A 17,938-nucleotide genomic window follows, 5' to 3' on the forward strand; every position below is an offset into this window, starting at 1 on the left:
TCATTCTCCTTGTAGGCCTTGTATTGGACTTGCAATGTTTTCATTGACTAAAAATAGAACTTTCCCTTCAACTGTACCATTCCCCCACTTTGCCTGTAAAAGGTTTTCTTTCTTGATGATTGTTTTTGCAGGTAACGAGCGTAATACTTTTTCATGCAATAAAGGAATCAGCAATGACTCAATTTTCGATTCATCCAACTCTACTTGCATCGTTTTCGTCTGTTGCTCCTCTACAATTGAAACATAGGGGGATAGCCAATTCGGTAAATCCTTTCTTTGTACATAATCCACCTTTTCCTGATGTATACCCTTTATCAACACTCGCCATTGCTTTTGCTGCAAGGTTTCCACGGTAATTTTTGTTGGAATTTTAAATGAACATTCAAGCCAATAGTCTGCATAAACCTCTCCCTTCGCCCCTACAAAAACTTGATCTGTGCCACTTTCTAATACACCACTTACGAGGACGTCACCCTCGTAGGCTGTATCATTTACTGAAATTTTTCGCTCGCCATGCTGTATATTAAAGTGTGTAATGACACCACTTTTCGTTGCTACTATATGGGAGGCTAATTTATCAGTTGTTTGCTCTGTTTGTTTAGGTGATTCCTGTGGTCTCAAAATTACTCGTCCGCCATGTTTATCAATATGAACCCATGATAGCTCTCGGTGTTGCTCTAACAGCTTTTGTCGTATAACCGTATTGGAAGGTAACTTTTTTTGAGATAAAGGGGTTTCTAATTGAAAGGTTTCATGAAAGGTCTTACCTAAACGCTGCTCCAGTTCTGGTGTTGCGGCTTCTATGTCCACTCGCCATATGACTTGTGCACAAAGAATTGGAATAGCAATCATAAAGGCTAAGCCCAATAAAGTCCAAATTTGCGCTCGAAAAACTTGAAGCTCATCTGCATAAAATACAGCCATTTTTAAGCGAAAACGTCTTCGTACACGGCGAATTTTTGGTAGATAATGCATCGTCGTTTCAAAGGAAACTTCCTGCTCACGAAAGACAACACGCTTTATTGGGACATGTTGAGCGTGCAATGCTTGAATAAAAGGATGAACATTTTCATGGCGCTTTATACGTATAATAATTGGCCGATTATTCCACATTTTTGCTCACACCCATATTCTTTGTCATTTTCATATGAAGCTCCTGTAGATTGTCAACAGTGAGATGTAGCATTTCTTCTTTGAGCGCATTGATTGTCACTGAATCCGCATTGACAGTAATATGATAATCTGCATAGACAAACGAACAGGTCGTCGCATCTGCATGAATAAAACGGTAGGGTCCAATAATTTTTAATGATTCGTATTCTAACAACTCAAGTAGTGGCGTTAATTGAAATAATTTTTTCATAAAAAATGCCTCCTTCTTCGGCAATATATGCATCGAAAAAGGAGGACATGCTAGTTATTTTCTTTTTGATTTCGGTGGCCCTAATATTTCAGCCATCACGATTGCTTGCATAAGATCATTTTTAGATTGAGGTAGTTGTAAAGTCGAATTTGTGCCAACTGATTGCACTTCTTTTTTTCCAGCAGCTAATCGTCCTCGACCTTCTCGATTAGAAGAACGGCTAGGGATATCTGCTGGAATGACAGCTGGAGCAACATAGCTTGGTATTTCCCTTTTCACTTGTTCTTCAACAAATTTTTTAGGCTCCTCGACTTTCTCATTTTCTGGAATCCAATCTCCTATAAATTCTCGTGCAAAATCTTCAAAACTCTGTGCTTTCCCAGTACGATGTGGTGCTTTCTCCGTAACTGGAGGCTCCACCACGGTGTCTTTATTAAAAGGAGGCATCTGCTTCTGAGGCTTTTTATTTTTTGATTTTCCGAAAATAGAGCTGACTATGGCTATTATGGCGAAGATTATTAACTGTTCCATATGTTAGTTTCGCTCCTTTCCGTTATTAAGCATTGGGTTCATTTTTTTCAGGTTTATCTGTGCTTACTTTTGAGATAGAGTCGCGCATCGCTGTATCTGCTTGGATATTGCGATAGTTCATATAATCCATAATGCCAAGATTACCAGAACGTAAGGCTTCAGCCATCGCTTGTGGTACTTCCGCTTCTGCTTCTACTACTTTTGCCTTCATCTCTTGAACACGTGCAATCATTTCTTGCTCGTTTGCTACAGCCATTGCACGACGTTCCTCAGCTTTTGCTTGCGCAATGTTTTTATCAGCTTGTGCTTGTTCAATTTGTAATTCAGCCCCGATGTTTTTACCGATATCTACATCCGCAATATCAATGGATAAGATTTCAAAGGCTGTTCCTGAATCCAAACCTTTAGATAAAACCGTTTGTGAAATCATATCTGGATTTTCTAATACTTCTGTATGACTAGTAGCCGAACCAATTGTAGAAACGATCCCTTCCCCTACACGGGCAATAACTGTTTCTTCACCAGCACCACCGACTAAACGCTCGATGTTGGCACGCACGGTAATACGAGCCTTTGCTTTTACTTCAATCCCGTTCATTGCTACACCTGAAATGAAAGGTGTTTCAATAACTTTTGGATTAACAGACATTTGAACAGCTTCTAATACATCACGCCCAGCTAAATCGATTGCTGCACAACGTTCAAATGACAGCTCAATATTGGCACGGTGAGCCGCAATTAAGGCATTCACTACACGGTCAACATTACCACCTGCTAAATAGTGACTCTCTAACTGATTAATCGTTACAGGTAAACCTGCTTTATGTGCTTTAATCAACGGATTAACAATTCGAGAAGGGATTACACGACGCAATCGCATCCCAATTAATGTAAAAATGCTCACACGTACACCTGCTGCTAATGCAGAAATCCACAATGCAACGGGTACAAAGGTAAAGAATACCGCAAGCACAATGAATAAAATAACTAGTCCAGCAATAGGACCAATCAAAGCTAAATCAAAACCCATTTTCTATTCCTCCATCTCTTTATCTGTTTGTCTCACAACAATGCGTGAGCCTTCAACTTTAATAATTTCTACATGTTGATTGGCATCGATATAGCCACCTTCTGATACAATATCAATGCGTTCACTACCAAGTACCATTGTTCCAGATGGACGAAGTGGTGTAAGCGTTTTCCCAATTTTTCCTAACAGTTCTGTGCGATTCACATTGGATACATACCCTTCTTCTGTCGTAGTTGCATCCATTAACACAAGCCTGTTTAAAACATGCAGTTTTTTTCCGAAAAATTTCATCAGAATCACCATTCCTATCATCGCTATCACAAGCGCAATGAGAATTGCTACTATCATTTGCATCATATTTGCACCTGCCAGTATCAGACTTAGTACTATTAAGACACCGCCTAAAATACCAACAATTCCACCGGGGACAAAAAACTCTGCAATTAAAAGGGCTAAGCCAACAATAAATAACAATAATGTTTCATATCCCGCAAAGCCGGCCACCATATGTCCAAAGAAAAATAAACCAAGTGCTGATAAGCCCATTATACCTGGAACACCAAATCCTGGCGAATAAAGCTCCATCACAAGTCCTAAGCTAGCGATAGACAATAGAATAGGTACAATGATGGGATTTGTAATAAAACGAGCTAACTTTTCAGAAAAGGTTGGTTCAATGGGAACAACATCACTACCATTCAAGTTGGTTACTTCTAAAAGCTCCTGAAAATCGTTAACCGTCCCTTCAGAATATTTAACCTTTGCTGCCTCTGAGGCTGATAGGGTTAACAAATTCTTTCCGCCAGCACGGTATTCTGGTAGTTCATAGTTGGTATCTGCCATTGCTAATGCATACTTAGGGTCGCGCCCTGACGTTTCTGCTGCTGCTTTCATTTGAGCAAGCCAAGCGCTATTGGCCTTTAGGTCGGCTGCATTACCTGCTGAATCGATAACTGCCGCTGCACCGATTGTTCCATTTGGAACCATGTAGATCTCATCCGCATGTAAGGCTAAAAACGCTCCTGCTGAGTGCGCATCCTTATTAATATAAGCAATCGTTTTTATTTGCGTTGCATCCATAAGCATGGCGATATCGCTTGCTGCATTCACAAAACCGCCAGGCGTATGTATTTCTAAGATAATCGCCTCTGCATTGTTTTCTTCAGCCTCTTTAAAAGCTCGTTCTAAAAATGCATGAAGTCCTCGCTCTACTTCATTATGAATCGGAACATGATAAACCTTATTACTGGCAAAAGCCGAAGTTAATGGAAACGCTAACAAAAAAGTCATCCATATCACTAGTAAATAGCTGAGGATTCTCCGTTTTCGCATCTTTTTCCCTCCCTTCTAACATGCCTCTCCTCTGTATATACGGTCAATCATGCGAAAAGTTTCACAAATCTTAAAAAATTTATTAATTATTTATTATTCGATCTAATGCCAATTACTAACACTTAGTATGTGCAAAAAAGCCGAATGAATCAAAGTGATTTCATTCGGCTTTTTCATATGTACGTAAAGTTGAGCAATGTAAAATACCTGAAATTAATCAAAAATGTGATTAATTTCAGGTATAACTTTGTCTGCTCAGTGAATCATACAATTGCGTGTTATGAACGTAGGGATTTTTAATGGGAAATTAAATTACCACTTACGTTTACGTGCAGCTTCTGATTTCTTTTTACGTTTTACGCTAGGTTTTTCGTAGAACTCGCGCTTTCTAACTTCTTGAATTGTACCACTTTTTGATACAGTACGTTTGAAGCGGCGAAGAGCATCTTCAAGCGATTCGTTTTTGCGAACGACAGTTTTTGACATCTCTCTTTCCCTCCCTCCGAACACACGTCAATACACAATTAGGCAAATCACCTTCTGTTGTGTACTAAAAAATTATATCGTATTGTCTAATAATGGTCAATAGAAAGTATGCGAAATTATCAAGTGAATTTTTGGTTTTATTTTTGCTCGAATTATTCATACACAATTCGCCCACAATAAAAATAATTACATTTTCTTAACAATTAAGGGGTTTACAAAAAATAGAATAAGGGCGTAGAATAATCACATTCAATTTCATATCGGCCAAATCTCAACTATTTGAGAACGGAGGAACCAATCTTTTGGGGTTAATTCTGCTTTAGCAGAAGGGATGAGAAAGCTCTTTCGCCATCCTACCCGTCAGCTAACTTCGTCGGCTAAAGCGAAGGAGGTCGTTATTGACCACCATTATTAGCATGCTTTCTACCCTTTTCATGCTCTAATCGTAGGTCTTTTTATTATGCCATCTAACAAACAGTTGTTTACTATTCAGAATTGAGGAAAAATTAAATGAACAATTTTAAAAGAGCATTAAATCCTCCCAAAGTTCTTGTATTGGGCTTTGCCCTCATCATTGCCATAGGTACGTTTCTTTTAACAATGCCATTTTCTACTGAGGATGGGAAGGGTTTGCCCTTTTTAGATGCTTTATTCACTGCTACATCAGCTACTTGTGTCACAGGTTTAATTGTAGTTGATACAGGTGATACCTTCTCTATTTTTGGCGAAGTGGTCCTTTTATTCTTAATCCAAATTGGCGGTTTAGGATTTATGACATTTGCCACATTATTATTTTTACTGCTTGGAAAGAAAATTTCATTAAAAGAAAGACTGCTGCTTAAAGAAGCATTTAATAATATCTCCATTGCTGGTCTTGTTCGATTAGTGAAAAGAATATTGCTCTTTACAGCATGTATTGAAATAATCGGTGGTCTAATTCTATCGATTCGTTTTTCTTTTGATATGCCTATTGGAAAGGCCCTTTATTTTGGATTTTTTCATGCCATATCCAACTTCAACAACGCGGGCTTCGATTTAATGGGTGGCTTTAACGGAATGACTGCCTATGTTGATGACCCCTTTGTTGTTTTCACCATCTGTGCTCTTATTACAATCGGTGGATTAGGCTTTATTGTGATGAATGAATTGTATGAATATCGTGTAACTAAAAGGCTTTCTGTCCATTCAAAAATAGTCTTAGTAACGACACTTTTGCTCACTGTTAGCGGAACCATTTTGATATTTTTGTTTGAGTATGGCAACCAAAAAACTCTTGGACCATTATCCGAATGGGGTAAAGTATTAGGTTCCCTTTACCAAGCGGTTACACCACGAACTGCTGGCTCCAATACACTGGCTATTGGGGACTTAACGCATTCTACATTATTTTTAATGATTCTTTTCATGTTTATTGGGGCAGGCTCTGGGTCGACTGCTGGAGGTATTAAAATCACAACCTTTGCTGTTTTAGTAGCTACTATGTGGTCACAAATTCGAGGAAAAGAAGATGTCGTTCTCTTTAAACGTAGAATTGTTACTGAAACTATCTTAAAGGCTTTGACGGTTACAATGTGTGGAGGATTAATTGTTGTAGTCGTGACGATTATTCTCAGTATCACGGAACAGCATCATAGCTTTATGATGTACTTATTTGAGGCTACCTCTGCGTTTGGTACTGTTGGTCTTTCGATGGGCCTAACTCCAGAGCTAACACCTGCTGGTCGTCTTCTTCTGATTATTACAATGTTCGCAGGAAGAGTAGGACCATTAACCATTGCTTTTGCCATTGCAAAACGAAGAAAAAAAGAGAGTTTCCGCCACCCAAAAGGAAATATTATGATTGGATAACCAAATGAGAGGAAGACAGAACGCTATGACCATTAAACAATACGCTGTGATTGGCTTAGGTAGATTCGGAACAAGCGTCGCTCGCAGATTGCATGAAGCTGGACAGGAAATATTAGGAATTGACATAAATGAAGAAAGAGTAGAGGATGCCGAACCCTATGTGACTCACGCTGTGGTTGCAGATACAACAGAAGAAAAAGCCTTAAAATCGATTGGTATTGGTAACTTCGATTGTGTTATCGTAGCGATCGGTAATGATATGCAATCTAGTATTTTAACCGTCTCTTTATTAAAAGAGCTAGGGATCAAAAAAGTGATCGCAAAGGCACTTGGTAAAAGACATGGGCAAGTGTTAGATAAAGTAGGAGCTGATTGGATTATTTACCCAGAAAGAGATATGGGTGAACGTGTAGCTAATCAACTCCTATCCCCAAATATGTTGAATTATATCGAATTATCAAAGGAATACAGCATTGAAGAAATTATGATTCCTTCCAAAATGGCTGGACAAAACCTTCGTGATTTAGACTTGCGCGCAAAATATAACGTCAGTGTAATTGCGATTGTGCGCGAAGGTGAAATTATTATCTCCCCTTCTCCTGAGCAAATTATTGAAAAGGAAGATTTATTAGTAATGATTGGTCATCGAAAAGATCTTAGCTTATTCTCAAATATTCAGTAACCGCAAAAAAGGCTGTGTCAAGTTCACCTTGATACAGCCTGCCATTTTTGTCTTAGAAAACTTTCTTTTGATCTCTATCATCTTTTAAAATTTCAACAGCCTCTCTAAAGCGCTGGGAATGAACAATTTCCCGTTCACGTAAAAACTTCAAGCTATCATTTAAATCCGTATCATCTGATAAGTCAATAATCCATTGGTATGTGGCACGTGCCTTTTCTTCGGCTGCTATATCCTCATACAAATCCGCGATAGGGTCACCCTTTGCTTGAATATAGGTTGCTGTGAATGGTACCCCCGAGGCGTTTTGATAAAATAGAGCCCGATCGTGATTTACATAATGATCACCCAATCCAGCTTCTTTCAGCATTTCTGGTGTTGCATCTTTTGTTAGCTTATAAATCATCGTGGCAATCATTTCTAAATGTGAAAATTCCTCTGTTGCTATATCGGTCAATAACCCTACTACTTTGTCAGGAATCGTATAGCGCTGATTCATGTAGCGTAGAGCTGCTGCCAGTTCCCCATCCGCTCCTCCATATTGTTCAATTAAAAACTTTGCAAGCATTGGGTTACATGTACTAACTTTTACCGGATACTGGAGTTTCTTTTCATAATACCACAAAGATTTTTCCTCCTAGTCTTTTGTTTAGACTTGCCATGGCCATGGTGTATCAATCCAGTTAAAAGGATAATTCGAATAGCTTCTCCCAAAATTCATGAGTGGTCCATATTTTTGCTCAAAATCAATTTTAAGTTTCATACTTTTCTCTGTATTTTCATTAAATTGCTGAATGGCGTCATAATCGTGTGGATGAGTGTCTAAATAGAGGTTTAATTCAACAATGACGAAATCAATTGCTTGTATTTCTTCTAATTGTTTATAAAATTCGGGCGGCATCTTTTTAGTCATGCTTCCTCCCTCCTTTTAGGGGAAATGGGTATGGGCTAAACAACTGTGGCCATAGTGTCCCTGCCATTAGTGCTTCTCTTGCGGTTGGAAATTGTGGAAGTCCAGGTGGTTGAAAACCCATATATAGTTGTGGGGGTGTTGCATAATACTTAACTTCTATAGGCTTACAAGGATCAAAGGGGCTAATATAGGGCCTCCAAGACTTATACTGTGTAAACATGACATCCTCCTTTCTGTATTTACATTCATCAGTGGAGTATATGTGCATAGAAAATTATTATGCTGATTAAACACAAAGAAGCCATAAGCTCATGTCAATGTACACATGAGCTTATGGCTCTATAAAAAGATAATATTAATAGTTGGAGTCGGCAATTAAACCATTCATAATAGCTACACCAGAGCTAGCCCCAATACGAGTCGCACCTGCTTCTACCATTTTTTTCATGTCCTCTAAGCTACGAACACCACCTGATGCTTTTACACCAAGTTCTGGACCTACAGTTTTACGCATAAGCGCGATATCCTCTGCTGTTGCTCCACCAGTAGAAAAACCTGTAGATGTTTTCACATAGTCAGCACCTGCTGCTACAGCTAACTCACATGCCTTCACTTTTTCTTCGTCTGTTAGTAAGCATGATTCAATAATGACTTTTACAAGTGCGCTATCTTTAGCTGCTTCTACCACTGCTGCGATATCTGCTTGTACAAGGTCATAGTTTTTATCTTTTAACGCACCGATATTAATAACCATATCTACTTCTTTTGCACCGTTAGCAATGGCGTCTTTTGCTTCAAATGCTTTGACTGCTGGTGTATTGGCACCAAGTGGGAAGCCGATAACCGTACAAACTAACACGTCTGTACCCTGTAATAATTCACTGCTTCGCTTTACCCAAGTTGGATTTACACAAACAGAAGCAAAGTTAAATTGTTTAGCTTCAGCACATAATTTTTCAATTTGTTCTTTTGTTGCCTCAGCCTTTAATAATGTATGATCAATCATACGTGCAAAATTTTTTTCCATTGTTGAACGCTCCTTCATTAAACAAGATGTACGTACCTCTTCGAATCATATCATTTTTTCGCGATGGCGTCTAATTTCTTTCTATATAATGAACACCCAAATATAAACATTACAGAACGAGTCATGTTTATCTGAAGTCCTCAAAAGATTATATAGAAATTGATAACTTAATTATTTCACAAAAAAATCTTATATGTACTGATTTTATAAGGATTATGTTATCATAAATCACGTATCTAAAATATGTACAACGAAAAACTTATTAAATGTTTGGAAACACAAGGTAATGTGAATTGAAAGGATGATATATATCATGAGTAACGAGCGATCAAAAATCGTGAGTTTTCATACTCTAGGTTGTAAAGTAAATCATTACGAAACAGAAGCAATTTGGCAGCTGTTTAAAGAAGAAGGCTATGATCGAACAGAATTTGATCAACAAGCAGACGTTTACGTCATTAATACATGCACAGTTACGAATACTGGAGATAAAAAATCACGTCAGGTTATTCGTCGAGCAATTCGCCAAAATCCGGATGCAGTTATTTGTGTAACAGGATGCTATGCACAAACATCCCCTGCAGAAATTATGGCAATCCCTGGTGTTGATATTGTTGTTGGAACACAAGATCGTACGAAATTACTTGGTTATATTGAACAATATCGTGCGGAACGACAACCGATTAATGCTGTACGTAATATTATGAAAAACCGAGTATACGAAGAATTAGATGTACCAGCATTTACAGACCGTACACGTGCTTCGTTAAAAATCCAAGAAGGCTGTAACAATTTCTGTACATTTTGTATTATTCCATGGGCACGTGGTTTAATGCGTTCTCGTGACCCACAAGAAGTATTACATCAAGCACAGCAATTAGTAGATGCTGGTTATCTTGAAATTGTCTTAACTGGTATTCATACAGGTGGCTATGGTCAGGATTTAAAAGATTATAATCTTGCTCAATTACTACGTGATTTAGAGGCCAATGTAACAGGCTTAAAGCGTCTTCGTATTTCATCTATTGAGGCTAGTCAATTAACAGATGAAGTAATTGAAGTACTACGTGGATCAAAGATTGTCGTGAATCATTTACACATCCCTATTCAATCTGGTTCTGATACGGTATTAAAACGTATGCGTCGTAAATATACAATGGAGTTCTTCGGTGAACGTTTAACAAAATTACATGAGGCTTTACCTGATTTAGCTGTTACTTCTGATGTAATCGTTGGTTTTCCAGGTGAGACAGAGGAAGAGTTTATGGACACATATAACTTTATTCGCGATCATAAATTTTCTGAGCTACACGTTTTCCCATTCTCTCCTCGTACAGGAACCCCTGCTGCACGTATGGAAGATCAAATTGATGAAGACATTAAAAATGAGCGTGTGCATCGACTCATCTCTTTAAACGATCAGCTAGCAAAAGAGTATGCTTCTCGTTTTGAAGATCAAGTGCTAGAAGTTATCCCTGAAGAATTTGTGCATGATGACAGTGAAGAAGAAGGCCTTCTAACAGGCTATACAGACAATTACTTAAAAGTAGTTTTTGAGGGTCCAGAAAGTCTAATCGGACAACTTGTAAAAGTAAAAATTACACAAGCAGGCTACCCTCACTCAAAAGGACAATTTGTACGCGTTTTAGAAACAGTGAAATAAATAGTGAAAAAAGGGTTGCCCATTTTATATGGCAACCCTTTTTCCTTTTAATGAAGCTAATCATTCACTTGTATTTGATTTTTCATAATATTGATAAATGCTTTTAAAGATTGACAGCTCCTATAAGAAAATTAGTAGTACAAACAAAATATCCATCTGTACTACCAGCTTTGTTAATATATTATAATATTCTACTGTCCTCTAAACTAGCATTTATCAAGGACTAGGAGGAGGTGTAAGTCCTAAAAGAACAGGCGTTATTACGCTACTGCCAGCACCAAGGCGGATTTGTTGAACTTGCAATACTTTTACAGTAAGTTCTAAGACAATTTTTTCACGTAATGTGCTGAATGTCCCTTCAGGAGCTGCCATAATCGGTGAAAAATCAAGTTCAAAGAAGTTGGCAGCTACTAATTCACCAAATGGTTGTTCATTGTATTTAACAAGATTTTGGAAGAAAGCCTTATCTAATCGAGCATCCATTTGTGTTCTTTCGTTAAGGAAGTTCGCTTCAGCAAACTCGGAAATGCCTAAGATTGGTGTTGCGCCTCCAGGTGTTTGTGGGAAAATAAGATCTGTAAAACCAGAAAACGGAACGTCAGCAATTCTATCTCGAAGTGCCCCATTACATGCTGATGAAGCATATTCGATATTTTTCCGAATATGTCCTGCTACAAATAATTTAGCTCGTGTTACTCTAAAGAAATCAGTGCCACCAATACGTGCAAAGCTGACTGGTACAAGTTTCACTTGATTTAGGAAGACATTCTTTTTCACTCGTTTGATTTCTGTAGCAGCAGGGCTAAGTGTAATATCCGACTCAACAACGATTTGCAGTGTTGGTTCTGCCAATACAACTGGAACTTTGATAGTTGGCGTTGTAACTGGTGTAGTGACTACTGGTGTAATCTCATTCGTTAATGGAATTTGTTCAGTTGATGTTACAGGACAAGGTTGAAATTGGCTTTCTAATTGATCGCTCAAAAAATTCCCTCATTTCATTTTTTTAGTATTAGAGAGCTCTCCTATCGCTAGAATATGTAGCATTTAAATCTATACATGGACGTATATATTAGTTTTATTTTTTATTTGAATTAAGGGATAAATTTCTATAACCCTCCATTACCTTGCCAGTCAAACAGTACTTTAATTTTTTGTACTTGTAACATTTGGATAATTAATTCTAATACTATATTTTGACACAATCGATTGGGATGAATGGCTGACTTATTTTGCGTATTAGATACCCTATACTCAATATTATGCTGTATGTAGCCTTCTATAAATAAATTCCCCTTTAATACAGTTCTTGTTCTATTTCCCAATGACTGGGATCTATGAATAGGTACAAATCTACAATCGGATAGTACTACCTCATTTGTGATCTCTTTAACCTCTTCAATTCCTTTATCAAAAGCAATTTTTTCCTCCATACATATTTCTATTTTGTATTCCCCTAGCACAACAGGAACTCGTATATGTATAAAAGGCTCAGAGGAGTTAATTTCTCCTTTTTTAATTGCTTGTGAGTTATGTAAGGGAACTACTACTGATTTAAACGGATGCTGCTCACTACCATTTTTTTTATTAGTATCAGTTCTCATTAAAGAAATCATTTGATTAATGTTGGAGCTAACCAAACGACAATCTGGTTGTTCAGGGTAAATCGAAATCGTTTGGAGTAGCTTCGTCTGAAGTTGAGGAGATAGGTTATCATTTAAATCAAGAAAATCAAATATTGTATTTTGAACATTTTCACCATAAATAGGAGCATGAAGAAAATCGTTAATTTCTACATAAGTAGAAAAGGGACTTTTTTGGATAATGGTGCATACTTCTCCTTGTAAAGACTTTGCAATCTCTTTATTACGATTTGGAGGATTGTTTTTCTCCTTTTCTGCTATATCATCCAAATGCATATTATTTTCAGCCTCTGACAGAGCTCTATTGAAAGATTTTGGATTATTGTCTGATTGGGCTGTTAAATTTTGTTCTTCAAGGGAGTTCTCATCACTATCTAGTAGATGGTCAATTTCTACCTTTGTTGGACTGGGTACAATTTGATTGCATGCTATCTGGTCTAAAGTTAATTCCTCTACATGGTTCTCATCCATATATCGGAAATTTTCTTCGTTCTCCTTAACATTCGCTTCTATAGGTATGGGTATGGAAGCTAATTGCTCTATTAAGGTCACTTTTGTGTGACTATCATCGATATCTAGAGGATGTTCGTTTTCTTGCTCAACATTTGTTTCTTTAGATATAGGTAGATCTTCATTAGATGCTAATAGCTCTGCTAAGCTAGCATCCTCCCTGAAGTTCTCAAAATTTGGGTGATGTTCGTTTTCTTCCTCAATAATCGGCTCCATAGGTTCGGGGAGCTCTTCATTAGAGATTATATGGTCTGTTAAAGTTGATTCCTCTGTAATTGGTTTATCTTCTATTTCATCAAGCAGATTATTATTTCCATTAAAAGTCTGTTCTAATGGAGATTCGTCATCTATTTTAGTTTGATACCTCCACTCAGTGTATTTATTTTGTTTAGAGGATATTTTTTTCATCTCTCTAAAATTAATCCATGGAGTTGCCATTCATTCACTCCCAAATAATGATTTGACAAAAAAAGCATAACAATCAATTTTTATTTAAGTTTTAATCCATTAGCTAATTCTTCTGATGCGATTATGTTAGGACAATTGAAAATCTACAATACTAATTACAATCCATATTATGCAATATTTTTACTTTTGTCACAGTCCCCACCATGAGATACAATTGGAAAGCTCATGTCCTTATCTTGCCAAAAAAAAGCAGTTAAAAGTTCGAGTAAAAGTGAACTTTCAACTGCCCAACAACATATTTGATTTTATATCAGTATTATTGTTACCATTTTTGCTCCACTACATAAAAAAATTAACAAGGCTCAGTAGGCGGAATCATATCAGGAACAATTGGTGTTGCTGGTGGAGTAAGCCCTGGTAGAACAGGTGTTACTACACTACTTCCAGCGCCCAAACGGATTTGTTGTACTTGCAATACTTTTACAGTAAGTTCTAATACAATTTTTTCACGTAATGTGCTGAATGCTTCTTCAGGAGCCGCCATAATCGGTGAAAAATCAAGTTCAAAGAAATTGGCTGCTACTAATTCACCAAATGGTTGTTCATTGTATTTAACGAGATTTTGGAAGAAAGCCTTATCTAATCGAGCATCCATTTGTGTTCTTTCGTTAAGGAAGTTCGCTTCGGCAAACTCAGAAATGCCTAAAATTGGTGTAGCGCCTCCTGCTGTTTGCGGAAATATAAGATCTGTAAAACCTGAAAACGGAACATCAGCAATTCTATCCTGAAGGGCCCCATTACATGCTGATGAAGCATATTCGATATTTTTCCGAATATGTCCTGCTACAAATAATTTAGCTCGTGTTACTCTAAAGAAATCAGTGTTAGCAATACGTGCAAAGCTAACTGGTACCAATTTCACTTGATTTAGAAAGACATTCTTTTTCACTCGTTTAATCTCTGTCGCTGCAGGACTAAGTGTAATATCGGACTCGACAACGATTTGCAGTGTTGGTTCTGCCAGTACAACTGGAATCTTAATAGTTGGCGTCGTAAGTGGTGTAGTAACTAGTGGTGTAATCTCATTCGTTAAGGGTATTTGTTCAGTTGATGTTACTGGACAAGGTTGAATCTGATTAAATTGTTCACTCAAAAAATTCCCTCATTTCAATATAGTATTAGTGAGCTCTCCTATCGCTAGAGTATGTCGCAATTAAATCTATGTATGGACATTGAACTTGTTCTTTTACATATTTTATTTGGAATGTTTGAGGTTGTGATTTTCCCGGTTGATCTTACACAATGGGCTAAAACTCCATTTAAGCAGGGATTTAACGCAGACCCCCTTCAAATATGATTTACGTAAAAAACCACTTAATAATATTAAGTGGCTTTCTCTAAGTTATGTTGATAATAAATTATACATAGCTGTTATTCAAATTCATAGGATATGGCAGACAGTGCGTATAATGGCGCTGTTTCTGCTCGTAAAATTCTCGGTCCTAATGACATCGTTTGAGCGCCTGCTTGTAATAGCGCTTCTGATTCTTGACGAGAAATGCCCCCCTCAGGACCAAAGATAATAAGCATTGATTTCGATTTTTTATCATACACGTTTTTTAGCTTCTCCGCAAACCTTGTGCGCTTTTCAGCCTTTGCATCCTCTTCATCAGCAATAAAAACGGCATCGAAATGATCTATTTGTTGTACTAGCTGTTTAAATGATATAGGTTCAAAAACTGTTGGAATATGCGTACGGTGAGCTTGTTCCGCAGCTTCCTTAGCAATTTTCTGTAATCTTTCTTGCTTTTTTGCTCCTTTTTTCTTGTCCCATTTCACAATGGAGCGCTCAGCTTCAAAGGGTAATAAAGCAAACATTCCTAGCTCTGTGGCTTTTTGGGTAATAAGCTCCAGCTTATCACCCTTCGGTAAACCACATGCTACTGTTACTTGAATGGGTAACTCTGGGGAAGGGATTGTTTGTCCAGTCGCTTCAATGACAACCTCATCCCCTTCAAATCCTTCAATTGTGCATATATACGCAGTGTTTTGTGCAACAACTACAATGTTGTCGCCTTGCTTCATACGCATCACTCGTTCAATATGCCGTGCATCTTCTCCACTAATACGTGCATTTTCGATAGCTGTCTCAATAAAATAACGTTGCATGCCACACAGTCCTTTCTAGCAAGAAAGGAAAACGCCAAATCACAAGCACACGGCTCACGATTTGGCGCTTCCTCAGTCATGTTATAGTGGACGACGGGCAATAATGGCTACCCAATCTTCCATTAATAATACTTCTTCAATCACAAAGCCTGAAGCTTCTAGTGCTACTTTCACATCATCTCGTTTTGCACCGATGATGCCCGAAGTGACATATAATCCACCTGGTTTTACAATTGTATACGCGTCATCTGTGAAGGACATGATGATTTCAGCCAAAATATTAGCGACTACTACATCTGCTGGTTCTTTTACAGTATCCAATAAGTTACCATGGAACACTGCCACCTTATCTTCCACTTTATTTAATGCTACATTTTCTCGCGCTGAACGTACAGCTACCTCATCTAAATCAAGCGCATGCACACTTTTGGCACCAAGTAATGCTGCACCAATAGACAATACACCCGATCCTGTACCGATATCAACAACTGTATCCCCTTCTTTAATGACCTTTTCAAGTCCTTGTAAACACATTACCGTTGTTGGGTGGGTACCTGTACCAAATGCCATACCAGGGTCTAATTCAATAATTAGTTCATCTGTTGAAACAGGTGTGTATTCCTCCCATGTCGGTACGATAGTAAAGCGTTCAGAAATCTTAACAGGATGGTAGTATTGCTTCCAGGCCGTTGCCCAATCTTCTTCATTGACTTCCACAATGGATACCACATTTTCACCGATATCAATGTTAAAGTTCGTTAAATTTGTGATAGCTGCTTTTATTTCTTCGACTGTTTCATTTAAAAAACTAGACTCTGATAAATAAGCTTTAACAATCACGCCATCTTTCGGAAAATCATCTTCATTTAGCGCATAAATTTCACCATATTGATCTTCACGTGGCTTCGCAAACTCTGCAGAATCTTCGATGACAACACCACTTGCACCTGCTTCATGCAAAATATTCGAAATTGCTTCTACCGCATCATTTTTTGTATGAATGGATAATTCTGACCACTTCACGTAGCTCTTCAGCTCCTCTAATTATTCACCTTGGAATTTTTTCTTAATTTTATCGAATAGTGAACTACCTTGTTCTTCAGGGATATCGCCACTAATTTCTGCAAATTCTCGTAGTAATTGTTTTTGTCTTTCCGTTAATTTTTCTGGTGTCATCACTTTTACTGTCACATATTGATTACCCATACCATAACCATGAACATTTTTAACACCTTTATCTTTTAGACGGAATTGAGCACCTGACTGTGTTCCAGCTGGAATACGTAATTTTACTTTCCCATGGACTGTTGGTACTTCAATTTCATCCCCAAGTGCTGCTTGAGGGAATGTTAATTTCAACTCGAAGTAAATATCGTCTCCATCTCGTTCAAAATCCTTGTGACCTTGAACGCGGAACATAATATATAAATCCCCTGCAGGTCCACCGTTTATACCTGGTTCACCTTGACCAGATACACGAATTTGTTGTCCATCATCCACACCTGCTGGAATCGTCACTTTAATTTTCTTACGTTTTTGGACTTTTCCTTCTCCACGACAAGTCGTACATTTTTCTTTAATAATTTTACCTGTTCCATGACATGTTGAGCATGTACGACGATTCATCATACGACCAAATGGTGTATCCACTGCTTGATTGATTTGACCTGCACCTTTACATGTCGAACATGTTTCTGGTTGCGTGCCTGGTTTTGCTCCTGAACCGTGACATGTTTCACACGTTTCATCTTTCGGGATTTCTATTTCTGTTTCTTTTCCAAAAATTGCTTCCTCAAATTGGATGTTCATACGATATTGCAGATCATCCCCTTTACGTGGAGCATTTGGATCTTGACGGCGACCACCTCCGCCAAAGAATGAACTGAAAATATCCTCGAAGCCGCCAAAGCCGCCCCCTCCAAAGCCACCACCAAAACCAGCATTCGGATCCTCATGACCAAATTGGTCGTAGCGTGCTTTTTTCTGGTCGTCACTTAATACTTCATATGCTTCAGCGATTTCTTTGAATTTTTCATCTGCACCTGGCTCTTTATTAAGGTCAGGGTGATATTGTTTTGATAATTTACGGTATGCTTTTTTAATCTCATCTTTTGTAGCCGATTTTGTTAAACCAAGCACCTCGTAATAATCGCGTTTCTCCATGATTCACACTCCGCTCTGTTTGCATAAAATCTATTGTAACATGCAGTTGAAAAAACTGCCTCATTTTTTCGATTAAAGGTTCTATAAGTTCCAAAAATGAAGATACTCACTTCCTAGCAGCTAACGTATGCAACTATCCCATAAATGGTGCATTTACGTGAAGTGACCTCACA

19 protein-coding genes and 1 riboswitch are annotated in these 17,938 nt (G+C 37.9%); of the genes, 3 read left to right on the forward strand and 16 right to left on the reverse strand.

The features are described from left to right. The 6 genes from NYE73_RS16650 to rpsU form a co-directional block, all read right to left on the reverse strand. Entirely contained in the window at positions 1-1,113 is a 1,113-nt protein-coding gene (locus tag NYE73_RS16650; protein WP_259948109.1) for a sporulation protein YqfD, read from the reverse strand. Continuing rightward, the gene (locus NYE73_RS16655; protein WP_048392190.1) at positions 1,103-1,363 is read right to left on the reverse strand and encodes a hypothetical protein; all 261 of its coding nucleotides are present in this window, start codon (positions 1,361-1,363) and stop codon (positions 1,103-1,105) included. Before NYE73_RS16655 ends, NYE73_RS16650 begins: the two co-directional genes overlap by 11 nt. Positions 1,364-1,417: 54 nt before the next feature. Continuing rightward, the gene (locus NYE73_RS16660; RefSeq protein WP_054550098.1) at positions 1,418-1,894 is read right to left on the reverse strand and encodes a hypothetical protein; all 477 of its coding nucleotides are present in this window, start codon (positions 1,892-1,894) and stop codon (positions 1,418-1,420) included. 25 nt (positions 1,895-1,919) lie between these two features. Next, the gene (gene floA, locus NYE73_RS16665; RefSeq protein ID WP_054550097.1) at positions 1,920-2,924 is read right to left on the reverse strand and encodes a flotillin-like protein FloA; all 1,005 of its coding nucleotides are present in this window, start codon (positions 2,922-2,924) and stop codon (positions 1,920-1,922) included. Between the two features lie 3 nt (positions 2,925-2,927). Continuing rightward, positions 2,928-4,256, reverse strand: coding sequence for an NfeD family protein (locus tag NYE73_RS16670; protein WP_259948112.1), 1,329 nt, complete (start codon positions 4,254-4,256; stop codon positions 2,928-2,930). Between the two features lie 312 nt (positions 4,257-4,568). Further along, positions 4,569-4,742, reverse strand: a complete 174-nt coding sequence (gene rpsU, locus NYE73_RS16675; protein WP_004227078.1) for a 30S ribosomal protein S21 — start codon at positions 4,740-4,742, stop codon at positions 4,569-4,571. Between the two features lie 252 nt (positions 4,743-4,994). Continuing rightward, a riboswitch (cyclic di-AMP (ydaO/yuaA leader) is annotated at positions 4,995-5,136 on the forward strand. Between the two features lie 116 nt (positions 5,137-5,252). Here rpsU and NYE73_RS16680 point away from each other — a divergent pair. Together NYE73_RS16680 and NYE73_RS16685 are read left to right on the forward strand one after the other, a co-directional pair. Further along, positions 5,253-6,590 (forward strand): TrkH family potassium uptake protein, encoded by a 1,338-nt coding sequence (locus tag NYE73_RS16680; protein WP_048392187.1) that lies wholly within the window; start codon positions 5,253-5,255, stop codon positions 6,588-6,590. 25 nt (positions 6,591-6,615) lie between these two features. Further along, positions 6,616-7,272, forward strand: coding sequence for a potassium channel family protein (locus NYE73_RS16685; protein ID WP_004227067.1), 657 nt, complete (start codon positions 6,616-6,618; stop codon positions 7,270-7,272). Positions 7,273-7,324: 52 nt separating this feature from the next. On the opposite strand, the gene NYE73_RS16690 is transcribed toward NYE73_RS16685, so the two are convergent. The 4 genes from NYE73_RS16690 to deoC all read right to left on the reverse strand — a co-directional run bounded on the left by NYE73_RS16690 (position 7,325) and on the right by deoC (position 9,209). Further along, positions 7,325-7,894: a manganese catalase family protein gene (locus tag NYE73_RS16690; protein ID WP_004227065.1), complete on the reverse strand. Its 570-nt coding sequence runs from the start codon at positions 7,892-7,894 to the stop codon at positions 7,325-7,327. Positions 7,895-7,918: 24 nt separating this feature from the next. After that, a complete protein-coding gene (locus NYE73_RS16695) occupies positions 7,919-8,182 on the reverse strand; it encodes a spore coat protein CotJB (RefSeq protein WP_016994107.1) in 264 nt (87 codons plus the stop codon). Then, positions 8,175-8,402 (reverse strand): spore coat associated protein CotJA, encoded by a 228-nt coding sequence (locus NYE73_RS16700; protein ID WP_004227061.1) that lies wholly within the window; start codon positions 8,400-8,402, stop codon positions 8,175-8,177. The genes NYE73_RS16695 and NYE73_RS16700 overlap by 8 nt, the downstream gene beginning before the upstream one ends. Positions 8,403-8,537: 135 nt before the next feature. Next, positions 8,538-9,209 (reverse strand): deoxyribose-phosphate aldolase, encoded by a 672-nt coding sequence (gene deoC, locus NYE73_RS16705; RefSeq protein WP_048392186.1) that lies wholly within the window; start codon positions 9,207-9,209, stop codon positions 8,538-8,540. A 313-nt stretch (positions 9,210-9,522) separates the two neighbouring features. On the opposite strand from deoC, the gene mtaB reads away from it, so the two are divergent. Further along, a complete protein-coding gene (gene mtaB, locus NYE73_RS16710) occupies positions 9,523-10,872 on the forward strand; it encodes a tRNA (N(6)-L-threonylcarbamoyladenosine(37)-C(2))-methylthiotransferase MtaB (RefSeq protein WP_259948114.1) in 1,350 nt (449 codons plus the stop codon). Between the two features lie 216 nt (positions 10,873-11,088). Here the strand turns inward: mtaB and NYE73_RS16715 are convergent, their stop codons facing one another. The 6 genes from NYE73_RS16715 to dnaJ all read right to left on the reverse strand — a co-directional run bounded on the left by NYE73_RS16715 (position 11,089) and on the right by dnaJ (position 17,765). Further along, on the reverse strand, positions 11,089-11,856 hold the full coding sequence (locus NYE73_RS16715) for a CsxC family protein (protein ID WP_054550096.1): 768 nt from the start codon (positions 11,854-11,856) through the stop codon (positions 11,089-11,091). A gap of 125 nt (positions 11,857-11,981) precedes the next feature. Beyond that, positions 11,982-13,463, reverse strand: coding sequence for a BC_2427 family protein (locus tag NYE73_RS16720; RefSeq protein WP_259948115.1), 1,482 nt, complete (start codon positions 13,461-13,463; stop codon positions 11,982-11,984). 322 nt (positions 13,464-13,785) lie between these two features. Continuing rightward, entirely contained in the window at positions 13,786-14,586 is an 801-nt protein-coding gene (locus NYE73_RS16725; RefSeq protein ID WP_048392182.1) for a CsxC family protein, read from the reverse strand. A 278-nt stretch (positions 14,587-14,864) separates the two neighbouring features. Continuing rightward, on the reverse strand, positions 14,865-15,602 hold the full coding sequence (locus tag NYE73_RS16730) for a 16S rRNA (uracil(1498)-N(3))-methyltransferase (protein WP_066036450.1): 738 nt from the start codon (positions 15,600-15,602) through the stop codon (positions 14,865-14,867). A gap of 81 nt (positions 15,603-15,683) precedes the next feature. Next, positions 15,684-16,625 (reverse strand): 50S ribosomal protein L11 methyltransferase, encoded by a 942-nt coding sequence (gene prmA, locus NYE73_RS16735; RefSeq protein ID WP_004227050.1) that lies wholly within the window; start codon positions 16,623-16,625, stop codon positions 15,684-15,686. A 21-nt stretch (positions 16,626-16,646) separates the two neighbouring features. Further along, positions 16,647-17,765: a molecular chaperone DnaJ gene (gene dnaJ, locus NYE73_RS16740; RefSeq protein WP_016995416.1), complete on the reverse strand. Its 1,119-nt coding sequence runs from the start codon at positions 17,763-17,765 to the stop codon at positions 16,647-16,649. Between the last annotated feature and the right edge of the window lie 173 nt (positions 17,766-17,938).

The sequence above is a fragment of the Lysinibacillus sp. FSL K6-0102 genome (assembly GCF_038003545.1).
GTDB lineage: Bacteria > Bacillota > Bacilli > Bacillales_A > Planococcaceae > Lysinibacillus > Lysinibacillus capsici.

Bases quoted from the DNA above. Each gene is read 5' to 3' on its own strand.
- NYE73_RS16730 (WP_066036450.1), bottom strand. From the start codon at position 15,602: ATGCAACGTTATTTTATTGAGACAGCTATCGAAAATGCACGTATTAGT.
- NYE73_RS16720 (WP_259948115.1), bottom strand. From the start codon at position 13,463: ATGGCAACTCCATGGATTAATTTTAGAGAGATGAAAAAAATATCCTCT.
- NYE73_RS16670 (WP_259948112.1), bottom strand. From the start codon at position 4,256: ATGCGAAAACGGAGAATCCTCAGCTATTTACTAGTGATATGGATGACT.
- NYE73_RS16695 (WP_016994107.1), bottom strand. From the start codon at position 8,182: ATGACTAAAAAGATGCCGCCCGAATTTTATAAACAATTAGAAGAAATA.
- NYE73_RS16650 (WP_259948109.1), bottom strand. From the start codon at position 1,113: ATGTGGAATAATCGGCCAATTATTATACGTATAAAGCGCCATGAAAAT.
- NYE73_RS16655 (WP_048392190.1), bottom strand. From the start codon at position 1,363: ATGAAAAAATTATTTCAATTAACGCCACTACTTGAGTTGTTAGAATAC.
- rpsU (WP_004227078.1), bottom strand. From the start codon at position 4,742: ATGTCAAAAACTGTCGTTCGCAAAAACGAATCGCTTGAAGATGCTCTT.
- mtaB (WP_259948114.1), top strand. From the start codon at position 9,523: ATGAGTAACGAGCGATCAAAAATCGTGAGTTTTCATACTCTAGGTTGT.
- dnaJ (WP_016995416.1), bottom strand. From the start codon at position 17,765: ATGGAGAAACGCGATTATTACGAGGTGCTTGGTTTAACAAAATCGGCT.
- deoC (WP_048392186.1), bottom strand. From the start codon at position 9,209: ATGGAAAAAAATTTTGCACGTATGATTGATCATACATTATTAAAGGCT.
- NYE73_RS16700 (WP_004227061.1), bottom strand. From the start codon at position 8,402: ATGTTTACACAGTATAAGTCTTGGAGGCCCTATATTAGCCCCTTTGAT.
- NYE73_RS16680 (WP_048392187.1), top strand. From the start codon at position 5,253: ATGAACAATTTTAAAAGAGCATTAAATCCTCCCAAAGTTCTTGTATTG.
- NYE73_RS16685 (WP_004227067.1), top strand. From the start codon at position 6,616: ATGACCATTAAACAATACGCTGTGATTGGCTTAGGTAGATTCGGAACA.
- NYE73_RS16660 (WP_054550098.1), bottom strand. From the start codon at position 1,894: ATGGAACAGTTAATAATCTTCGCCATAATAGCCATAGTCAGCTCTATT.
- floA (WP_054550097.1), bottom strand. From the start codon at position 2,924: ATGGGTTTTGATTTAGCTTTGATTGGTCCTATTGCTGGACTAGTTATT.